Below are 15,723 nucleotides of genomic sequence, written 5' to 3'. Positions count from 1 at the left end.
ATGGTGTCGCACGCAGAACGGCGGCATGAACGGCTGCCGTGGGCATCCCGCGCCGGTTCAGCCGATGCGCGACCGGCCCACCCCGGAATGTTCAGGCGCGGATGATAGCGCCCGACAGCGCATCGCGAATCTCCGTGGGACCGGCCTGGCCGCCCAGCGGGGCGTCCAGCAGGCCGTCCAGGGCAGCACCGAAATAATCGGTCACGGTCTGCGCCGAACGTGCCGGCGGTTGGCCGTGCGGGTTGGCGCTGGTCGACACCAGCGCGCCACCAAAGGCCCGGCACAGCGCGGCGGCGGGCTCATGCGCAGTAACGCGCAGCGCAATGCCCGCATGGGCGCCGGCCACCCAGTCTGGCACGGCAGCCGAGCGCGGGAAGATCCAGGTGTGCGGGCCGGGCCAGCTCGCGCGCACGTCCGCCAGCACCTTCGGCGGCACCTTGTCGAAGTCGATGTAGCGTTCGACCTGGGCGAAGTCCGCGGCGATCAGCAGCACGCCCTGGGTCGCCGGGCGCTGCTTCAGCGCGAAGATCCTGTCGAAGGCCGCGCGGTCGTGCGGGTCGCAGCCAAGGCCGAACACGGCCTCGGTGGGATAGGCCAGCACGCCGCCGCCGTGCAGCAGCACGGTGGCGGCGTCGAGTTCGGCGAGGGTGAAGCGTTGCGCCACTCAGGCTTCGACCTTGCCGGCCGCCGTCTTCTTCGCGACGGCTTTCTTCTTGGCGGCCTTCTTCGCGGCAGTTTTCTTTGCCGTGGTCTTCTTTGCCGCAGCCTTCTTCGCTGCGGTCTTCTTTGCCGGCGCCTTCTTGGCAGCCGCTTTCTTCGCCGCCGTCTTCTTCACCACCGCCTTCTTGCCGAAGCGGCCCTTGCGCACCGGCGCGGCGGCCAGCAGCTCCAGGCACTGCGCCTCGGTCAGCTCCTTCGGCTCCTGTTCCTTCGGGATGCGCGCGTTCTTCTCGCCGTCGGTGATGTAGGCGCCGTAGCGGCCGTTCAGCACCTGCACGCCGTTGCCGAAATCGAGGATGACGCGGTTGGCCAGCATCTCGAGCTTGTCCTGCACGATCTGCAGCGCGCGCGGCAGTTCGATCGTGTACGGATCGTCCTCGGGCTTCAGCGAGGCGTAGGTGCTGCCCTGCTTGACGAACGGGCCGAAGCGGCCGATCGCCACGCTGACTTCGTCGCCGTTCGGCGCGCTGCCCAGCTTGCGCGGCAGCTTGAACAGCTCCAGCGCCTCGGCCAGGGTGATCGTGTGCATGCTCTGGCCCGGGCGCAACGAGGCGAACTGCGGCTTGTCCTCGTCGTCCTTGGTGCCGATCGCCGCGTACGGCCCGAACCGGCCCAGCCGCACCGAGACCGGTTTGCCGGTCTTCGGGTCGCTGCCCAGTTCGCGCGCGCCGGTGGCCTCGCTGCGGTCGACCGACTCGGTCTTCTCCTCCACCTGCTGCTTGAACGGCTGCCAGAAGCGCTGCATCAGCGGCACCCAGGCTTCCTCGCCGCGGCTGACCGCGTCCAGCTCGTCCTCGAGCTTGGCGGTGAAGTCGTAGTCGACGTAGCGGGTGAAATGCTGGGTGAGGAACTTGCTGACCGCGCGGCCCACGTCGGTCGGCTTGAAGCGGCGGCTGTCGAGGAACACGTACTCGCGGTTCTGCAGCACCTGGATGATGCTGGCGTAGGTCGACGGGCGGCCGATGCCGTACTCCTCCAGCGCCTTGACCAGGCTCGCCTCGGAGTAGCGCGGCGGCGGTTCGGTGAAGTGCTGGTCGGCGACGATGTCGTGCAGCGGCACCTGTTCGTCCACCGCCAGGCGCGGCAGCCGGCGGCCCTCGTCGTCGTCCTCGGCGCCCTTCTGGTCGCGGCCTTCCTCGTACACGGCGAGGAAACCCGGATCGACCACGGTGGTGCCGCTGGCGCGGAACGCGGCGTCGCCGCCGACCACGCCGCGCACGGCGAACTCGACGGTGACGGTGTTCAGCGTGGCATGGATCATCTGGCAGGCCACCGTGCGCTTCCAGATCAGCTCGTACAGCTTGCGCTGGTCGTCGTTGAGGAAGGCGGCCACCGACTTCGGCGTGCGCATCGCCGAGGTCGGACGGATCGCCTCGTGCGCCTCCTGCGCATTCTTCGACTTGGTCTTGTATACCTGCGGCGCGTCGGGCAGCGCGCGTGCGCCGAAATCGCGCGCGATCAGCTGGCGCAGCTCGGCCACCGCGTCGTCGCCGAGCATGGTGGAGTCGGTACGCATGTAGGTGATCAGGCCGACGTTGCCCTCGCTGCCCAGCGCCACGCCCTCGTACAGGCCCTGCGCCACCTTCATCGTGCGGCTGGTGGTGAAGCCGAGCTTGCGTGCCGCCTCCTGCTGCAACGTGGAGGTGGTGAACGGAGCGGCCGGGCGGCGCTTGCGTTCCTTCGAGCTGACCTCGCTGACGGTGAGGCGGCCGCGCGCGGCCTGCTTCAGTGCGTCACGGGCGGCCAGTGCGTCGGCCTCGCCGGTGAGGTCGAACTGCTCGAACTTCTTGCCGTTGAGTTTGCTGAGGCGCGCGGTGAAGTCGCCTTCGGCGTGCTTGAGCTGGGCCTCGATGGTCCAGTACTCGCGCGCCTTGAACGCCTCGATCTCGTCCTCGCGCTCGACGATCATGCGCAGCGCCGGCGACTGCACGCGGCCGGCGGAGAGGCCACGCTGCACCTTGCGCCACAGCACCGGCGACAGGTTGAAGCCGACCAGGTAGTCCAGCGCGCGACGGGCCTGCTGCGCGTCGACCAGGTCGTGCGAGAGCTGGCGCGGCGAAGCCACCGCGGCCTTGATCGCCTTCGGCGTGATCTCGGAGAACACCACGCGGTGCAGCTGCTTGCCCTTGGTCAGGCCGCGCTCCTTGAGGATCTCGCTGATGTGCCAGGAAATCGCCTCGCCCTCGCGGTCCAAGTCGGTCGCCAGATAGATGTCGTCGGCCAGCTTCGCCGCCTTGGCGATCGCATCGACGTGCTTCTCGTTGCGCTCGATGACCTCGTAGGCCATCGCGAAACCGTGCTCGGTGTCGACCGCGCCCTCCTTCGGCTTCAGGTCGCGCACGTGACCGTAGGAGGCGAGGACCTGGAAGTCCTTGCCGAGGTATTTGTTGATCGTCTTGGCCTTGGCCGGTGACTCGACGATGAGCAGGTTTTTCGCCATGAAGCTGGATATCCACCAAGTGAACCACCGGCGCTTCCGTGCCGGACATATATATATTTGAGACCATGCCGCACCAATGACTGTCAAGCTCGGCCGCAGCCCGGGTACCACATGGCGGCGGCTCAGTCGTCGGGCAAGCGCTGGTAGCGATTGCCCGGCAGGCTTGCCACCCTGGCCTCCAATTCCAGCATCAGCAGCATCGAGGAAAGTGCCGCGGCGGACTGCCCGGTACGCTGCACCAGCTCGTCCAGTGTCGTCGGCTCATGACCAAGCTCGATCAGGAGTCGCCGATACCCGGCGTCGCCGCCGACCGGCTCGCCTGCCGCACCGCCATCACCGGCGAACCGCAACGGCTGCACCCTCTCGCCGCCGGCCGCCTCCAGCCGCGCGGCCAGCTCACCGCCAAGCATGCGCGCTGCCGGTGTCAATGTCTCGACAATCTCGGCCGCGGTTTCGACCAGCCGGGCGCCGTCGCGGATCAGCCGGTGGCAGCCGCGGGCCAGCGGATGGTGGATGGAACCGGGCAGCGCGAACACCTCGCGGCCCTGCTCGGCGGCCAGTCGCGCGGTGATCAGCGAGCCGGAACGCAGGCCCGCCTCGACCACCACGGTGCCCAGCGCCAGGCCGGCGATGATCCGGTTGCGGCGCGGGAAATGATCCGGTCGCGCCGGCGTACCGGGCGGAAACTCGCTGATCAGCGCACCGTGTGCGGCGACCCGCCGGGCCAGCGCATGATGTTTGCGCGGGTACACCCGATCCGGCCCGGTACCGACCACCGCGAGCGTTTTCGCACCGGCGTCCAGCGCGGCCGTGTGGGCGGCGCCGTCGATGCCGTCGGCCATGCCGCTGGTGATCGCGAAGCCGGCCTGCGCCAGCGCCAGCGCGAACGCCCGGGCATGCGCGAGGCCTACGGCGCTGGCGCCGCGCGCGCCCACGATCGCCACCTGCGGCAGCAGCAGCAGGCTGGCGTCACCGACCACGAACAGCACGGCCGGCGGCTGCGGGATGTGTTCCAGCTGCGGCGGGAAATCCGCATCGGTACAGCGCAGCAGCCGATGCCCGGGTTCGGCCAGCCAGGCCAGGTCGGCGTCCAGCCGGGCCGCGTCGGGCCGAACCAGCCAGGCCCGGGCCGGCTCGTCCAACCGGGCCGCGTCGCGGCGCAACTGCACCAGCGTTGCGCCGATGTCGCCACCGGCCGCATCCAGTCGTTCGCGCAGGCCGCCGGGGCCGAGGCCGGGCGTGCGCAAGGCGACCAGCCAGGCGCGCAGTTCGTCAGGATCGTCCATGCTCATGGCGGCAGTTTACGCAGCGAAGCGCAAACAAAACGGCGCGGTGGAAACCGCGCCGTGCTGTAGGCAGATGCCGCTGCGGGAGCTTGCCGGCGGTTACTCCGGCATGGCCAGGCGGGCGCCGACGTGCACCGGTCGCAAGCCGTCCATCACCAGGCCGTAGCTGACCCGGTCGAAGGTGCGGAACACCATCACGTGGCCGACGTATTCGTCCGGCAGCTTGACCGTCTCGCCGAGGCCCCGACGCATGCTGTCGCTGGCCACGTCGTCGTGAATGGTCTCGCCGGGCTCGAACATCGTGTAGGTCTGGCCGTTCTCGACGCCGTCCTTCGCGCCGATCGACAGCATCACCACCTGGCGCGAACCGGCCGCGTCCATCGCATCGGCGAAGCCGATCACCTTGGCGTTGGCCGGCACCGACTTCGGCGCATGCGGGTAGTAATAGGGGTCGTATGGCGACTCGTCCAGCGGCATGATGCGATCGCCGCTGCGGATCTCCTGGGTCGAGCCCAGCAGCAGCAGGGTGGCCGGGTCGCCGGCACGCAGCGTCTCGGCGGTGCCGATCACGCTGACCTCGACGCCGAGGTCGTCGCCCTTGCCGTAGTGGCCGTCGTTGCGCGAATCCTCGCGCCACGGCGACTTGACCATCGCCGCGTTGCTGTCCAGGCCATGGGCGACCAGGTCGGCGCTGGCCGCGTCGTTCTGGTCGAAGCCGCGGAACACGTGGCTCGGCCGCACGATCGCCCAGCGCTGGCCAGGCTCGCTCTGCAGGCCGCGCACGTAGATGTTCTGGCCGACCGTGCCGCGCAGGCGCGATTCCTCCAGGCCAACCACGTAGGGTGCGGAACTGACCGCCTTCGAGTCCATCACCCGCATGTCCTTCAGGAACATCTTCAGCTCGGACAGCGGGATCGCCGGCACCGCCTCGCCCTCGCGACGCACGCTCGGCTGCAACCCCAGACGTGGCCCGTTGATGAAGGACAGGTTGAGCACGTCACCGGGGTAGATCAGGTGGGGGTTGCGCACCTGCGGATTGGCCTGCCAGATTTCCGGCCAAAGCCACGGCTTGGACAGGAACTTGGCGGAGATGTCCCAGAGGGTGTCGCCCCGGCGCACGGTGTAGCTGTCGGGATGATCGGCCCGCAGTTGCGCACCGGCCGCATACACGGCCACGGTGACCAGCATGCCGGCCAGCAACACGATAATTTTCTTGATCATTGGCGGGAATCCCCCTTCCCCAGATGCTCGGTCGAGTGTAACCGAATGGTTAATGCGCGCAACAGGCGCGAGTTGGCAAAAATCGTCTGCACTCGGGCGCTTGCCGACGTACAATAAGGCACATTCTAGATGGCGCCGCGGGTGGCTTTTTACCAATTCGCCCGCACTTTCGGCGCCGAGGTGAAATCCATGTCCGTGCTGTCCATCCTTGAATTCCCCGACCCCCGGCTGCGCACCCGCGCCACGCCGGTGAGCGTGTTCGACGCCAAGCTGAAGCAGTTCGTCGCCGACATGTTCGAGACCATGTACGCCGCCAACGGCGTCGGCCTGGCCGCCACCCAGGTCAACGTGCACCAGCGCGTGCTGGTCGCCGACATGAGCGAGGAGCGCAACCAGCCGCTGGCGCTGATCAACGCGCAGATCCTCGAAAAGGACGGCTCGCAGGTCTACCAGGAAGGCTGTCTGTCGTTCCCCGGCCTGTACGCCGACGTCACCCGCGCGCTGAAGGTGAAGGTGAAGGCGCAGGACGTGACCGGCCAGGAGGTCGTGATCGAGGCCGAAGGTCCGCTGGCGGTGTGCATCCAGCACGAGATGGACCACCTGGAAGGCAAGGTGTTCGTCGACTACCTGTCGCCGCTGAAGCGCAGCCTGCTGCTGAAGCGGCTGGAAAAGCACCGCAAGCAGGCGGCCAGCGCTTGAGCCCCCGGCCCCTGCGGCTGGTCTTCGCCGGCACCCCGGAATTTTCCGTACCCTGTCTCGAGGCCTGCCGCGCCAGCGGCGCCGAGGTGGTGGCCGTCTACACCCAGCCCGACCGTCCTGCCGGCCGCGGTCGCAGGCTCACGCCCAGCCCGGTGAAACAGGCCGCGCTGGCCGCCGGCCTCGCGGTGGAACAGCCCGTATCGCTGAAACCCGCCGACGTGCAGCAGCGACTGGCCGACTACCGCCCCGACCTGCTGGTGGTGGTGGCCTACGGCCTGATCCTGCCGCGCAAGGTGCTGGCGATCCCGCGGCTCGGCTGCTGGAACGTGCATGCCAGCCTGCTGCCGCGCTGGCGCGGCGCCGCGCCGATCCAGCGCGCGATCCTCGCCGGCGACGCCGAGAGCGGGGTCGACCTGATGCAGATGGAAGCGGGACTGGATACCGGCCCGGTGCTGCTCGAGCGGCGTACCCCGATCAGCCGCGACGACACCGGCGGTTCGCTGCATGATCGGCTCGCCGCGCTGGGTGCCGACGTGCTGGCCGAGGGGCTGCGTCGCACGCTGACCGGCGAGGCGCTGGTCGCCATGCCGCAGCCGGAGCAAGGCGTCACCTACGCGCACAAGTTGGACAAGGCCGAGGCCAGGCTCGACTTCAGCCGCCCGGCCATCGAGCTGGAGCGCCAGGTACGCGCGTTCGACCCGTGGCCGGTGGCCGAGGGCGAGATCGCCGGCGAGTCGCTGCGGATCTGGGCCGCCCACGCGATCGAGGCGGATCACCGTGCCGCGCCAGGCAATGTACTGGCCGCCGGTCGCGACGGCATCGACCTCGCCTGCGGGCAGGGTGCGTTGCGCATCACTGCGCTGCAGCGCGCCGGCGGCAAGCGCATCGGTGCGACCGACTACCTCAACGCCCGCCCCGAACTGCGTCAGCGTCGATGAAGGCCGATACCCGTGCGCTGGCCGCCAGGGGGGTCGCCGAAGTCGCCCTGCGCGGCGCTTCGCTGCGCGAGGTGATGGAGCGTTCCGCCCCCCGACTGGCCGACCCACGCGATCGCGCCCTGCTGATGGCCCTGCTCAGCGAAGGCGCGCGCTGGTGGCTGCGCTTCGACCCCGCGGTGGACGGCCTGCTGGAGAAATCGCTGCGGCACAAGGACCCCGCCGTGCACGCGTTGCTGGTGCTGGGGCTGGTCCAGCTGGAAATCCTCGAACTGCAGGACTACGCCGCCGTGGCCGCCACGGTCGAGGCGGTGCGCGCGCTCAAGCGGCCGGCGCTGGCCGGCCTGGTCAACGCGGTACTTCGGCGCTGGCAGCGCGAGCGCGAAAATCTGCTGGCGAAACTCGACGCCACACCGCAGACCCGCCACGCCCACCCGGCCTGGCTGGCCGCCGCGCTGCAGCGCGACTGGCCGCACCAGGCCGAGGCGGTGATGGCCGCCGACAACGGGGAGCCGCCGCTGATACTGCGGGTCAACCGGCGCCGCAGCGATCGCGCGGCGCTGATCGCACGGCTGCAGGGCGCCGGCTACGCGGCCACCGCGCATCCCTGGCTGGACGACGCGCTGGTGCTGCCGCACAGCAGCGACGTCACCCGCATGCCCGGCTTCGACGACGGCCAGTTCGCGGTGCAGGACGGCGCCGCCCAGGTGGCCGCCGACCTGGCCGACCTGCGCGACGGCCTGCGCGTGCTGGATGCCTGCGCCGCGCCCGGCGGCAAGGCCTGCCACCTGCTCGAACGCGCCGACGTCGCGCTGACCGCGCTGGAGTTCGACGCCGTGCGCGCCGAACGCATCCGCCAGAACCTGATGCGGCTGCGGCTGGACGCGAGAATCGTGGTCGGCGACGCCGGCGCGCCGAAGGGCTGGTGGGACGGGCAGCCGTTCGACCGCATCCTGCTCGATGCGCCGTGTTCGGCCAGCGGCGTGCTGCGCCGCCGGCCGGACGTGCGCCTGCACCGGCGCGAAAGCGACATCGCCGCGATGCAGGCGCAGCAGCGCCGCATCCTGGCCGCACTGTGGCCACTGCTGGCACCAGGCGGGCGGCTGCTCTACGTCACCTGCTCGGTGCTGCGCGCGGAGAACGAGGCGATCGTCGGCGAACTGCTCGCAGATCAACCCGACGCGCAGGCCGTGGCCCTGACCTTGCCGGTCGGACAGGCCGCCGCCGTCGGCTGGCAGATCCTGCCCGGCGACGGCGACCTCGACGGCATGTATTACGCGGTGCTGCACAAACCCCGCTAAGCCAAACCCCAGGCTTGGCATGGCATCTTGCCGGGCTATGCTTGGCGCTCTCCCGACCGCCATCGACGGAACCCGCCGCCCGTGAAGCCCTTCCTGCCCCAAGCGCGTCCGCTGTGGCTGCGCAGCGCCCGCTCGGAACTGCTGCTGTTCGGCGTGTTCGCGCTGCTGCTGCTCGGCCTCGGCCTCGGCCTGCGCGACCCGTGGCCGTCCGACGAACCGCGCTTCGCGCTGGTGGCGCAGTGGATGGTCGAGCATGGCCAGTGGCTGTTCCCGCACCGCGGCCACGAGCTGTACCCGGACAAGCCGCCGGTGTTCATGTGGCTGCAGGCGCTCAGCTATTACCTCACCCACAACTGGCGCATCGCCTTCCTGCTGCCCTCGCTGCTCGCCGCGCTGGGTGCGCTGGCGCTGGTCTACGACCTGGCGCGGCGGCTGTGGAACCACCGCAGCGCGCTGCTGGCCGCGGCCACGCTGCTGGTCACCATCCACTTCACCTACCAGATGCGCAACGCGCAGATCGACCCCGTGCTGCTGGGCTGGATGACGCTGGCCAATTACGGCCTGCTGCGCCACCTGCTGCTGGGGCCATCCTGGCGCTGGTTCGCCGTCGGCTGTTTCTTCGCCGGCGTGGGCGTGGCGACCAAGGGCGTCGGCGTGCTGGCATTGCTGATGCTGATTCCCTATCTCGTGGCGCGCCGCGGCCACTGGCGCCAGCTGGCGCTGCCCACCGGCGGCTGGCGCTGGGCCGGCAGCCTCGCGCTGTTCTTCGTGCCGATCCTCGGCTGGCTGCTGCCGATGCTGCTGGTGGCGCATGCCGACGGCGACCCGCAGCACGCCGAGTACGTGCAGAACATCCTGTTCGGGCAGACCGTGCACCGCTACGCCACGCCGACCGGACACCTCCACTCGCCGTTCTACTTCCTCGGCATCATCGTGGTCGACTGGCTGCCGCTGTCGCTGCTGCTGCCGTGGGCGATCCCGGCGTGGTGGCGCCGGCTGCGGCGGCGCGACGCGCGCTTCCTGCTGCCGTTGGGCTGGATCGTGCTGCTGCTGCTGTTCTTCTCGTTCAGCCCGGGCAAGCGCGACGTCTACATCCTGCCGGCGTTGCCGATGACCGCGCTGGCGCTGGCGCCGCTGCTTCCCGGCCTGCTGCGCCGGCGCGGCGTACGCATCGCGGTGTGCACGCTGACCACGCTGCTGGCTGGGGGTCTCACCATCGCCGCCGCGTGGGCGATCCACCGCCATCCGGCCTGGGCGGTGAAGATCGAGCAGAGTCTGGACCCGCAGATCTGGCGGATACTGCTGGTCATCGGCGTGGCCGGCCTCGTCATCGCCGCGCTGACCCGGGTACGCCGCGCGCCGTTGGGCTGGTTGCTGTTCGTCGGCGTGCTGTGGAGCGTGTACGGCCTGTGGGGCTACCCGATGCTCAACGGCGACCGCTCGGCGCGCGACGTGATGGTGCGCGCGCGCGCCATCGCCGGACCGGACGCCACGCTCGGCCTGCTCGCCTGGAAAGAGCAGAACCTGCTGATGGCGCAAGGTCCGGTCGTCGAATTCGGCTTCCTGAAGCCGTGGCCGCAGCAGTACGCCGATGCCGTGACCTGGTTGCGGCAGGATCCGGCGCAGCGCTGGATCTTCAGCCTCGACGAGGCGATGGGCGCTTGCGTGGATCGCCGTCGCGCCGTCTACGTCGGCCACGCCAACCGCCGCGAGTGGTGGCTGTTCCAGGCTGCCGCCGTCGTGCCGGACTGCGTGCCCGGCGCCAGCGCGCAGGAAAATGCGGACGACGCCACTGACTGATGCGGCGACACCGGCTAAACTTCACGTTCACGTTGTGAACACACATTCAAGATGAATGCCTGCAATACGCGCTTCGGCGCGCAAGCCACGTCGGACACGGTGGCCGCTAGCATCCAGAAGGGAATTCATGTCGGATCGCTGGATGCACGTTGTGGGCGCAGTTCGCACTCCTTCCGTTCCACTCTCCCTGCCGACGCCTTTGCCGGATGCGGAGAGCCGCGACGATGACCTCGCCGGCGACCGCTCGTCAGCCCACGGCCGCGGCGGGAGCCGGACACCGGACATCGCGCCACACTCCGTAACCGACACTACCCGCGCCCTGCCATGGCTGCGCGTCCGCGAGGCGATGCTTGCGGCGGGCCGCTGGTGCGCCGTTGCCAGCCTGTTCTGCGTACCGCTGAACAAGCCTGCGACGAACGTCGCGCTGGGGCTGGCCTTCCTTTTCTCCATGCTGGGCGCCGACGCGCGCCGGCGCTGGACCGAGGCTGCGCGACATCCTGTGGCACGGGGCGCACTGGTGTGGTGGGCGGTACTCATGCTCAGCGCGCTGCACGCGTGGTACCTCACCGCGTCCTTCCCGCCCACCGCTTCCTTCGTGTGGGCCTGCGTCTACCCGCTGCTGTTCGTCTCGCTGCTCCAGACCACGCCATGGCGCCGTCGCGCCCTGTTGGCCTTCGCCTCGGCGGCAGGATTCGTGGTGCTGGCATCCTTCGGCATGAGCCTCGGCCTGATACCGCAACGGCCGGACGCGCTGCTGTCTCCGACCCTGCACAACACCGTGTTCAAGGAATACACGCAGCAGGGCCTGGCCACGCTCATCCTGGCCGCCATGGCCGCAGCGGCGGCCATCGCCGCCCGATCGAAAAAAGTGCGGCGATTCTGTCTCGTCGCGACCGGGCTGGCTCTGCTCAACGCCGCACTGGTACTTGAAAGCCGCACCACCTATCTGACCCTCGTGCCGCTGGCGGTCTACTGGATATGGCGAAGCGCGGCGCTATGGCACTTCGACAAGCGCGTACTGCTGGCCACGTTCCTGTCGGCGGTGGCCGCCCTGGCCCTTGCGTGGTCGACACCGTTCGTCCAGAAGAGGCTGGTCCAGGCCATTCCACAGGAGGTCGAACTGTATCTGGCGGAGCGCCAGCCGACTTCGACAGGCATCCGTCTCGAGCTGTGGCGACGCACCCTGCCGATCATCGCTGCCGCCCCGCTCTTCGGCCACGGCCTGCATCAATGGGCGCCGCTCTATCGGGAGTCGATCGCCCGGCTGCCGGACTTCGACGCCTTCGACATGGGGCATCCGCACCAGGAAATGCTGCTCATCGCGGCCGAACAGGGGCTTGCGGGACTGGCGGTCTACCTGTTCCTGCTGCTGGCGCTCGCGCGCTACGTACAGCGCCTGGAACAGCCGGAAAGAGACATCTACAACTGCCTGTTGCTGATCTATCTCGCTGCCGGGCTCGCCAATGGCCTCTGGGCGGACTTCACTCATCGCCACGTGTTCATCCTGCTGCTGGCCTGCATTCCGCTCGCCAGGCGCATCCAGGCCACCGGCGACACCCCCCGGCCCGACTGATGCCCCATTCCCCGCTCGAGCAAGTGACGGTCATCTGCGTCACCTACCAGAGCGAGTCGATCATCGACTCGCTGGGCGTCACCTTGCAGGCATTCCCGCATGTCGTGATCGTCGACAACGGCAGCAGCGACGCCACGACCGCACGGATAAGCCAGCGGATTCCGCACGCCAGGCTGATCGCCAGGCGCGACAACATCGGGTTCGGCGCCGCCAACAACGAAGCCATGGCGCGGGTCCGCACGCCTTTCGCCCTGCTGCTCAACCCCGACAGCAGCATCGACCCGACCAACCTGGCGATCCTGCTGGATACGCTCGATCGCCACCCCGATGCCGCCGCCGTCGCCCCGCAAAGCTGGCGCAACGACGGGAAACCGCAACGATCGTTCCGCCAGGCCTTCTACAAGATCCACGGGAAAAAGGGCCGCTACGAAGCGGCCCAGGCCACCTGCTGCGCCGATTGGCTGCACGGCAGCTGCCTGCTGCTGCGCACCGACACGTTCAAGCACGTCGGCGGCTTCGACGAGAGTTTCTTCCTCTACTACGAAGACGACGACCTGTGCCTGCGCCTGCAGAAAGCCGGCCACGCCTGCCTGTTCGAGCCGCGCGCCAACGCACGGCACGTCGGCGCGTCATCGTCGACGGACGAGGCGCGCACCCGCTTTCTCAAATCGTTCCATTACGCGCGCTCGCGCCACATCGCGCTCGACAAGTACGTGGGGCGCCACGCGGGCAACCTCTACCTGGCCAAGATCCTGGCTGCGGCGCTGCCGGCGGCGCTGCTCTACGCCATCCTGCTCCAGCCCAGATATGCCATCCGCTGGGCTGCCTGGGGCTGCGCCGGCATGACGAGCCTCGTGCAACGGGCTACGGGCACCGCGAGAAAAGTCGCCAGCAGGCAGTTCCTGCCGTAAGCGACCCGCGACCGCGCCGCCTCAGCCTGCCGGCCGCAGGTCGGCGGGCGGGCCGACGAACTCGGCCAGGTGCTGGTCGACGCCACGCTCGCAACGCAGCAGCCGACGCGCCCGCGTGTCGTCCACGATACGGTCGTTGGGATTGCCGACGACGTGCTTGCGGGTGGCATGGTGCAGATGCACCGCCAGCGCGCTGAAGCGGAGGTCGCGCCGGAGCAGGCCGGCATGGAAGGCGCGCACGGCCAGCTCGGTATCCTCGCGGCCCCAGCCGGTCATCGCCTCGTTGAAGCCGTTCAGGCGCAGCAGGTCGTCGCGCCAGAACGCCATGTTGCAACTCTTGATGCCGCGACGTCGGGTACCGGGCCGGGCGTACCAGCGCGCCAGCCACGGCAAGTGCAGCGTATGCCGCCGCCGCTCGATGCCGCGGCTGAAAAAGCCGGGCATCCCCTGGCTGCCATCCAGCATGCGTGCGGTCAGCGCGGCGTCGGTGAGCACGCGCGAGCCCTGCACGAAACAGCCGCGGCGCGCGAAGCGGCGGTGGTCGGCGACGAAGTGCCGTTCGGCCACCATGTCGCCGTCGAGCAAAATCACGTAGTCGCCCTGCGCGGCGGCAATCGCGCGGTTGCGCGCGCGACTCATGCGCGCGCCGTCGTCGTTCTGCCACAGGTGCACCAGGCGCGTCGGGTAGTCGACCGCCAGCCGTTCGAGCAGCTGCCGGGTTTCCTCGCGTGAGCCGTCGTCGGTGACGATCACCTCGTGCGGCAGTTCGCTCTGCGCGGCCAGCGCGCGCAGCACCCGCTCCAGCGCGGCGGGCCAGTTGTAGGTGATGACGGCGACGCTGATGCGCATGGCGGCCCGCTCAGTCCATCGCCGACTGCGGCGCCGCTTCGGGTCGGTGCCGCTTGAGCGTCGACCACAGGATCGACGCGGCACGCTGCTGGTTGCGCAGCCACGAGCCGTGGCGCAGGCGCGCCAGCTTCGCGTAGTGCCGGGCCTCGCGCCAGGAGGGATCCGGCTTGGTGCGAAACTCGTGCTTGACACTTTCCAGGCAGCGCTCGTCCAGGCCGATGCTGCGCGCGTAGATCCCGATCAGGCAGCGCGAGCGGAACCGGTTCAGGTACGTCGTGGCCGCCGTCTGCCGGCCCCACCAGCCGTTGTTGCCGTGGATGCGGTAATGCACCGCGCCGGTGCGCAGGTAGTACTTGCGCGCGCCCAGCACGCTGGCACCGAACACCAGGCAGTTGTCGGCGGACAACCGCCACGTCTGGCTCAGCTGCGCCGGCAGCTCCAGCGTGCGGTGCGCCCACGGCGCACGCATCGACAGCGCCGAGGTGGGAGCGCCGTACCAGTGCATCAGCACGTAGGTGCTGATCGCGGTGAAGCCGAGGTCGCGCGACTGCGCGGCGTAGCCCATCCAGCGGTTCTCGTCGCCGAACAGCTGCATGTCGGAGAACACGAAGTCGACGTCGCGGCGACTGTCGTAGAGTTCGCCCAGGCGTGCCAGGTAATCCGGCTCCCAGCGGTCATCCGCGTCGAGGAAACAGACCACCTCGGCGCGCGCCTGCGCCACGCCGCGCTGGAACGCGGCCAGCTGGCCGCCGTTCTCGCCACACAGCAAAGTCACTCGCGGGTCGTTGCCGTAGCGTTCGCGCAGATGGGTCGGCGTGCCATCGGTGGAACCGTCGTCCACCACGATGACCTGCATCGGCGCGCGGGTCTGCGCCAGCGCGCTGTCGATCGCCGTGCCGACGAAGTCGCGATAGTTGTAGCTGGTGATGACGACCGCGAAGCTGATCATGCCGCCGCACCGTCCTGCAGCAGGCGGCGGAAGTAGCCGATGGTTTCCTTCAGGCCGTCCTCCAGCGCCACCGTCGGCTGCCAGCCGAGCTGGTCGCGAGCCACGCCGATGTCCGGCTGGCGCTGGCGCGGATCATCGGACGGCAGCGGCCGGTACACCAGCTTCGAACGGCCGCCGACCAGGGCCAGCACTTTCTCGGCCAATTCCAGCATGGTGTGCTCGACCGGATTGCCGATGTTCACCGGACCGGTGAAGCCGCGTTCGGAATCCATCATGCGCACCATCGCCTCGATCAGGTCGTCGACGTAGCAGAAGCTGCGCGTCTGGCTGCCGTCGCCGTAGATGGTGATGTCCTCGCCCTTGAGCGCCTGCACGATGAAGTTGCTCACCACCCGGCCGTCGTTTGGATGCATGCGCGGGCCATAGGTATTGAAGATGCGCACCACCTTGATGTCCAGCGCGTGCTGGCGGTAATAGTCGAAGAACAGCGTCTCGGCGCAGCGCTTGCCTTCGTCGTAGCAACTGCGCACGCCGATCGGATTGACCCGGCCCCAGTACGCCTCGGCCTGCGGGTGCACTTCCGGGTCACCGTAGACCTCGCTGGTGGAGGCCTGCAGGATGCGCGCCTTCACCCGCTTGGCCAGGCCGAGCATGTTGATCGCGCCATGCACGCTGGTCTTGGTGGTCTGCACGGGGTCGTGCTGGTAGTGCACCGGCGAGGCCGGGCAGGCCAGGTTGAAGATGCGCTCCACCTCCACGTACAGCGGGAAGGTCACGTCGTGGCGCATCAGCTCGAAGTACGGGTGGGTGAGCAGGTGCGCCACGTTGCGCTTGCTGCCGGTGAAGAAGTTGTCCACGCACAGCACGTCGTGGCCGTCGTGGAGCAGGCGATCGCACAGGTGCGAACCGAGGAAACCGGCGCCGCCGGTGACGAGAATCCGTTTCATGCGTTGCCGTTCGATACCGTTGCGGTAGAGGGTGAGGCGGCGCTGGATCCGCTGCCGAGCAGCGAATAATGTCATGGATTTCCGTGCAAGGA

13 protein-coding genes are annotated in these 15,723 nt (G+C 69.0%); 6 read left to right on the top strand and 7 right to left on the bottom strand.

Annotation, left to right across the window (positions count from 1 at the left end; all coding sequences use genetic code 11):
* Positions 1-91: 91 nt before the first annotated feature.
* The 4 genes from R5H19_RS00425 to R5H19_RS00410 form a co-directional block, all read right to left on the bottom strand.
* On the bottom strand, positions 92-664 hold the full coding sequence (locus tag R5H19_RS00425) for a Sua5/YciO/YrdC/YwlC family protein (protein WP_318157003.1): 573 nt from the start codon (positions 662-664) through the stop codon (positions 92-94).
* On the bottom strand, positions 665-3,160 hold the full coding sequence (locus tag R5H19_RS00420) for a DNA topoisomerase I (protein WP_318157002.1): 2,496 nt from the start codon (positions 3,158-3,160) through the stop codon (positions 665-667).
* A gap of 122 nt (positions 3,161-3,282) precedes the next feature.
* The gene (dprA, locus tag R5H19_RS00415) at positions 3,283-4,452 is read right to left on the bottom strand and encodes a DNA-processing protein DprA (protein WP_318157001.1); all 1,170 of its coding nucleotides are present in this window, start codon (positions 4,450-4,452) and stop codon (positions 3,283-3,285) included.
* A gap of 93 nt (positions 4,453-4,545) precedes the next feature.
* Complete coding sequence (locus tag R5H19_RS00410) at positions 4,546-5,667, bottom strand: LysM peptidoglycan-binding domain-containing protein (RefSeq protein ID WP_318157000.1); 1,122 nt, start codon at positions 5,665-5,667, stop codon at positions 4,546-4,548.
* A 189-nt stretch (positions 5,668-5,856) separates the two neighbouring features.
* Between R5H19_RS00410 and def the strand changes: the two genes are divergently transcribed.
* From def to R5H19_RS00380, 6 genes are all read left to right on the top strand, one after another.
* Positions 5,857-6,366 (top strand): peptide deformylase, encoded by a 510-nt coding sequence (gene def, locus R5H19_RS00405; RefSeq protein WP_318156999.1) that lies wholly within the window; start codon positions 5,857-5,859, stop codon positions 6,364-6,366.
* An 11-nt stretch (positions 6,367-6,377) separates the two neighbouring features.
* A complete protein-coding gene (fmt, locus tag R5H19_RS00400) occupies positions 6,378-7,304 on the top strand; it encodes a methionyl-tRNA formyltransferase (protein WP_318158120.1) in 927 nt (308 codons plus the stop codon).
* A complete protein-coding gene (gene rsmB, locus R5H19_RS00395; protein WP_318156998.1) occupies positions 7,301-8,602 on the top strand; it encodes a 16S rRNA (cytosine(967)-C(5))-methyltransferase RsmB in 1,302 nt (433 codons plus the stop codon). The genes fmt and rsmB overlap by 4 nt, the downstream gene beginning before the upstream one ends.
* Positions 8,603-8,683: 81 nt before the next feature.
* Positions 8,684-10,402: a glycosyltransferase family 39 protein gene (locus R5H19_RS00390; RefSeq protein WP_318156997.1), complete on the top strand. Its 1,719-nt coding sequence runs from the start codon at positions 8,684-8,686 to the stop codon at positions 10,400-10,402.
* A gap of 127 nt (positions 10,403-10,529) precedes the next feature.
* Positions 10,530-11,975: an O-antigen ligase family protein gene (locus R5H19_RS00385; protein WP_318156996.1), complete on the top strand. Its 1,446-nt coding sequence runs from the start codon at positions 10,530-10,532 to the stop codon at positions 11,973-11,975.
* Complete coding sequence (locus tag R5H19_RS00380; protein ID WP_318156995.1) at positions 11,975-12,886, top strand: glycosyltransferase family 2 protein; 912 nt, start codon at positions 11,975-11,977, stop codon at positions 12,884-12,886. Before R5H19_RS00385 ends, R5H19_RS00380 begins: the two co-directional genes overlap by 1 nt.
* 21 nt (positions 12,887-12,907) lie before the next feature.
* Here R5H19_RS00380 and R5H19_RS00375 read toward each other — a convergent pair whose 3' ends face one another.
* Genes R5H19_RS00375 through R5H19_RS00365 form a run of 3 tightly spaced genes read right to left on the bottom strand, consistent with a single transcriptional unit; the run spans position 12,908 to position 15,631 of the window.
* A complete protein-coding gene (locus R5H19_RS00375; protein ID WP_318156994.1) occupies positions 12,908-13,735 on the bottom strand; it encodes a glycosyltransferase family 2 protein in 828 nt (275 codons plus the stop codon).
* A 10-nt stretch (positions 13,736-13,745) separates the two neighbouring features.
* Positions 13,746-14,684, bottom strand: coding sequence for a glycosyltransferase family 2 protein (locus tag R5H19_RS00370; protein ID WP_318156993.1), 939 nt, complete (start codon positions 14,682-14,684; stop codon positions 13,746-13,748).
* A complete protein-coding gene (locus R5H19_RS00365; RefSeq protein ID WP_318156992.1) occupies positions 14,681-15,631 on the bottom strand; it encodes a UDP-glucuronic acid decarboxylase family protein in 951 nt (316 codons plus the stop codon). The genes R5H19_RS00370 and R5H19_RS00365 overlap by 4 nt, the downstream gene beginning before the upstream one ends.
* Between the last annotated feature and the right edge of the window lie 92 nt (positions 15,632-15,723).

The sequence above is a fragment of the Rhodanobacter sp. KK11 genome, assembly GCF_033345435.1.
In the GTDB taxonomy this organism is placed as follows: Bacteria; Pseudomonadota; Gammaproteobacteria; order Xanthomonadales; family Rhodanobacteraceae; genus Rhodanobacter.
The sequence above is the reverse complement of the archived record's forward strand: the minus strand, read 5'-3'. Positions and strand labels throughout refer to the sequence as shown.

Excerpts from the sequence above, each read along its gene's own strand:
- R5H19_RS00385 (WP_318156996.1), top strand. The coding sequence starts at position 10,530 with ATGTCGGATCGCTGGATGCACGTTGTGGGCGCAGTTCGCACTCCTTCC.
- R5H19_RS00410 (WP_318157000.1), bottom strand. The coding sequence starts at position 5,667 with ATGATCAAGAAAATTATCGTGTTGCTGGCCGGCATGCTGGTCACCGTG.
- R5H19_RS00370 (WP_318156993.1), bottom strand. The coding sequence starts at position 14,684 with ATGATCAGCTTCGCGGTCGTCATCACCAGCTACAACTATCGCGACTTC.
- dprA (WP_318157001.1), bottom strand. The coding sequence starts at position 4,452 with ATGAGCATGGACGATCCTGACGAACTGCGCGCCTGGCTGGTCGCCTTG.
- R5H19_RS00420 (WP_318157002.1), bottom strand. The coding sequence starts at position 3,160 with ATGGCGAAAAACCTGCTCATCGTCGAGTCACCGGCCAAGGCCAAGACG.
- rsmB (WP_318156998.1), top strand. The coding sequence starts at position 7,301 with ATGAAGGCCGATACCCGTGCGCTGGCCGCCAGGGGGGTCGCCGAAGTC.
- R5H19_RS00380 (WP_318156995.1), top strand. The coding sequence starts at position 11,975 with ATGCCCCATTCCCCGCTCGAGCAAGTGACGGTCATCTGCGTCACCTAC.
- R5H19_RS00365 (WP_318156992.1), bottom strand. The coding sequence starts at position 15,631 with ATGAAACGGATTCTCGTCACCGGCGGCGCCGGTTTCCTCGGTTCGCAC.
- R5H19_RS00375 (WP_318156994.1), bottom strand. The coding sequence starts at position 13,735 with ATGCGCATCAGCGTCGCCGTCATCACCTACAACTGGCCCGCCGCGCTG.
- def (WP_318156999.1), top strand. The coding sequence starts at position 5,857 with ATGTCCGTGCTGTCCATCCTTGAATTCCCCGACCCCCGGCTGCGCACC.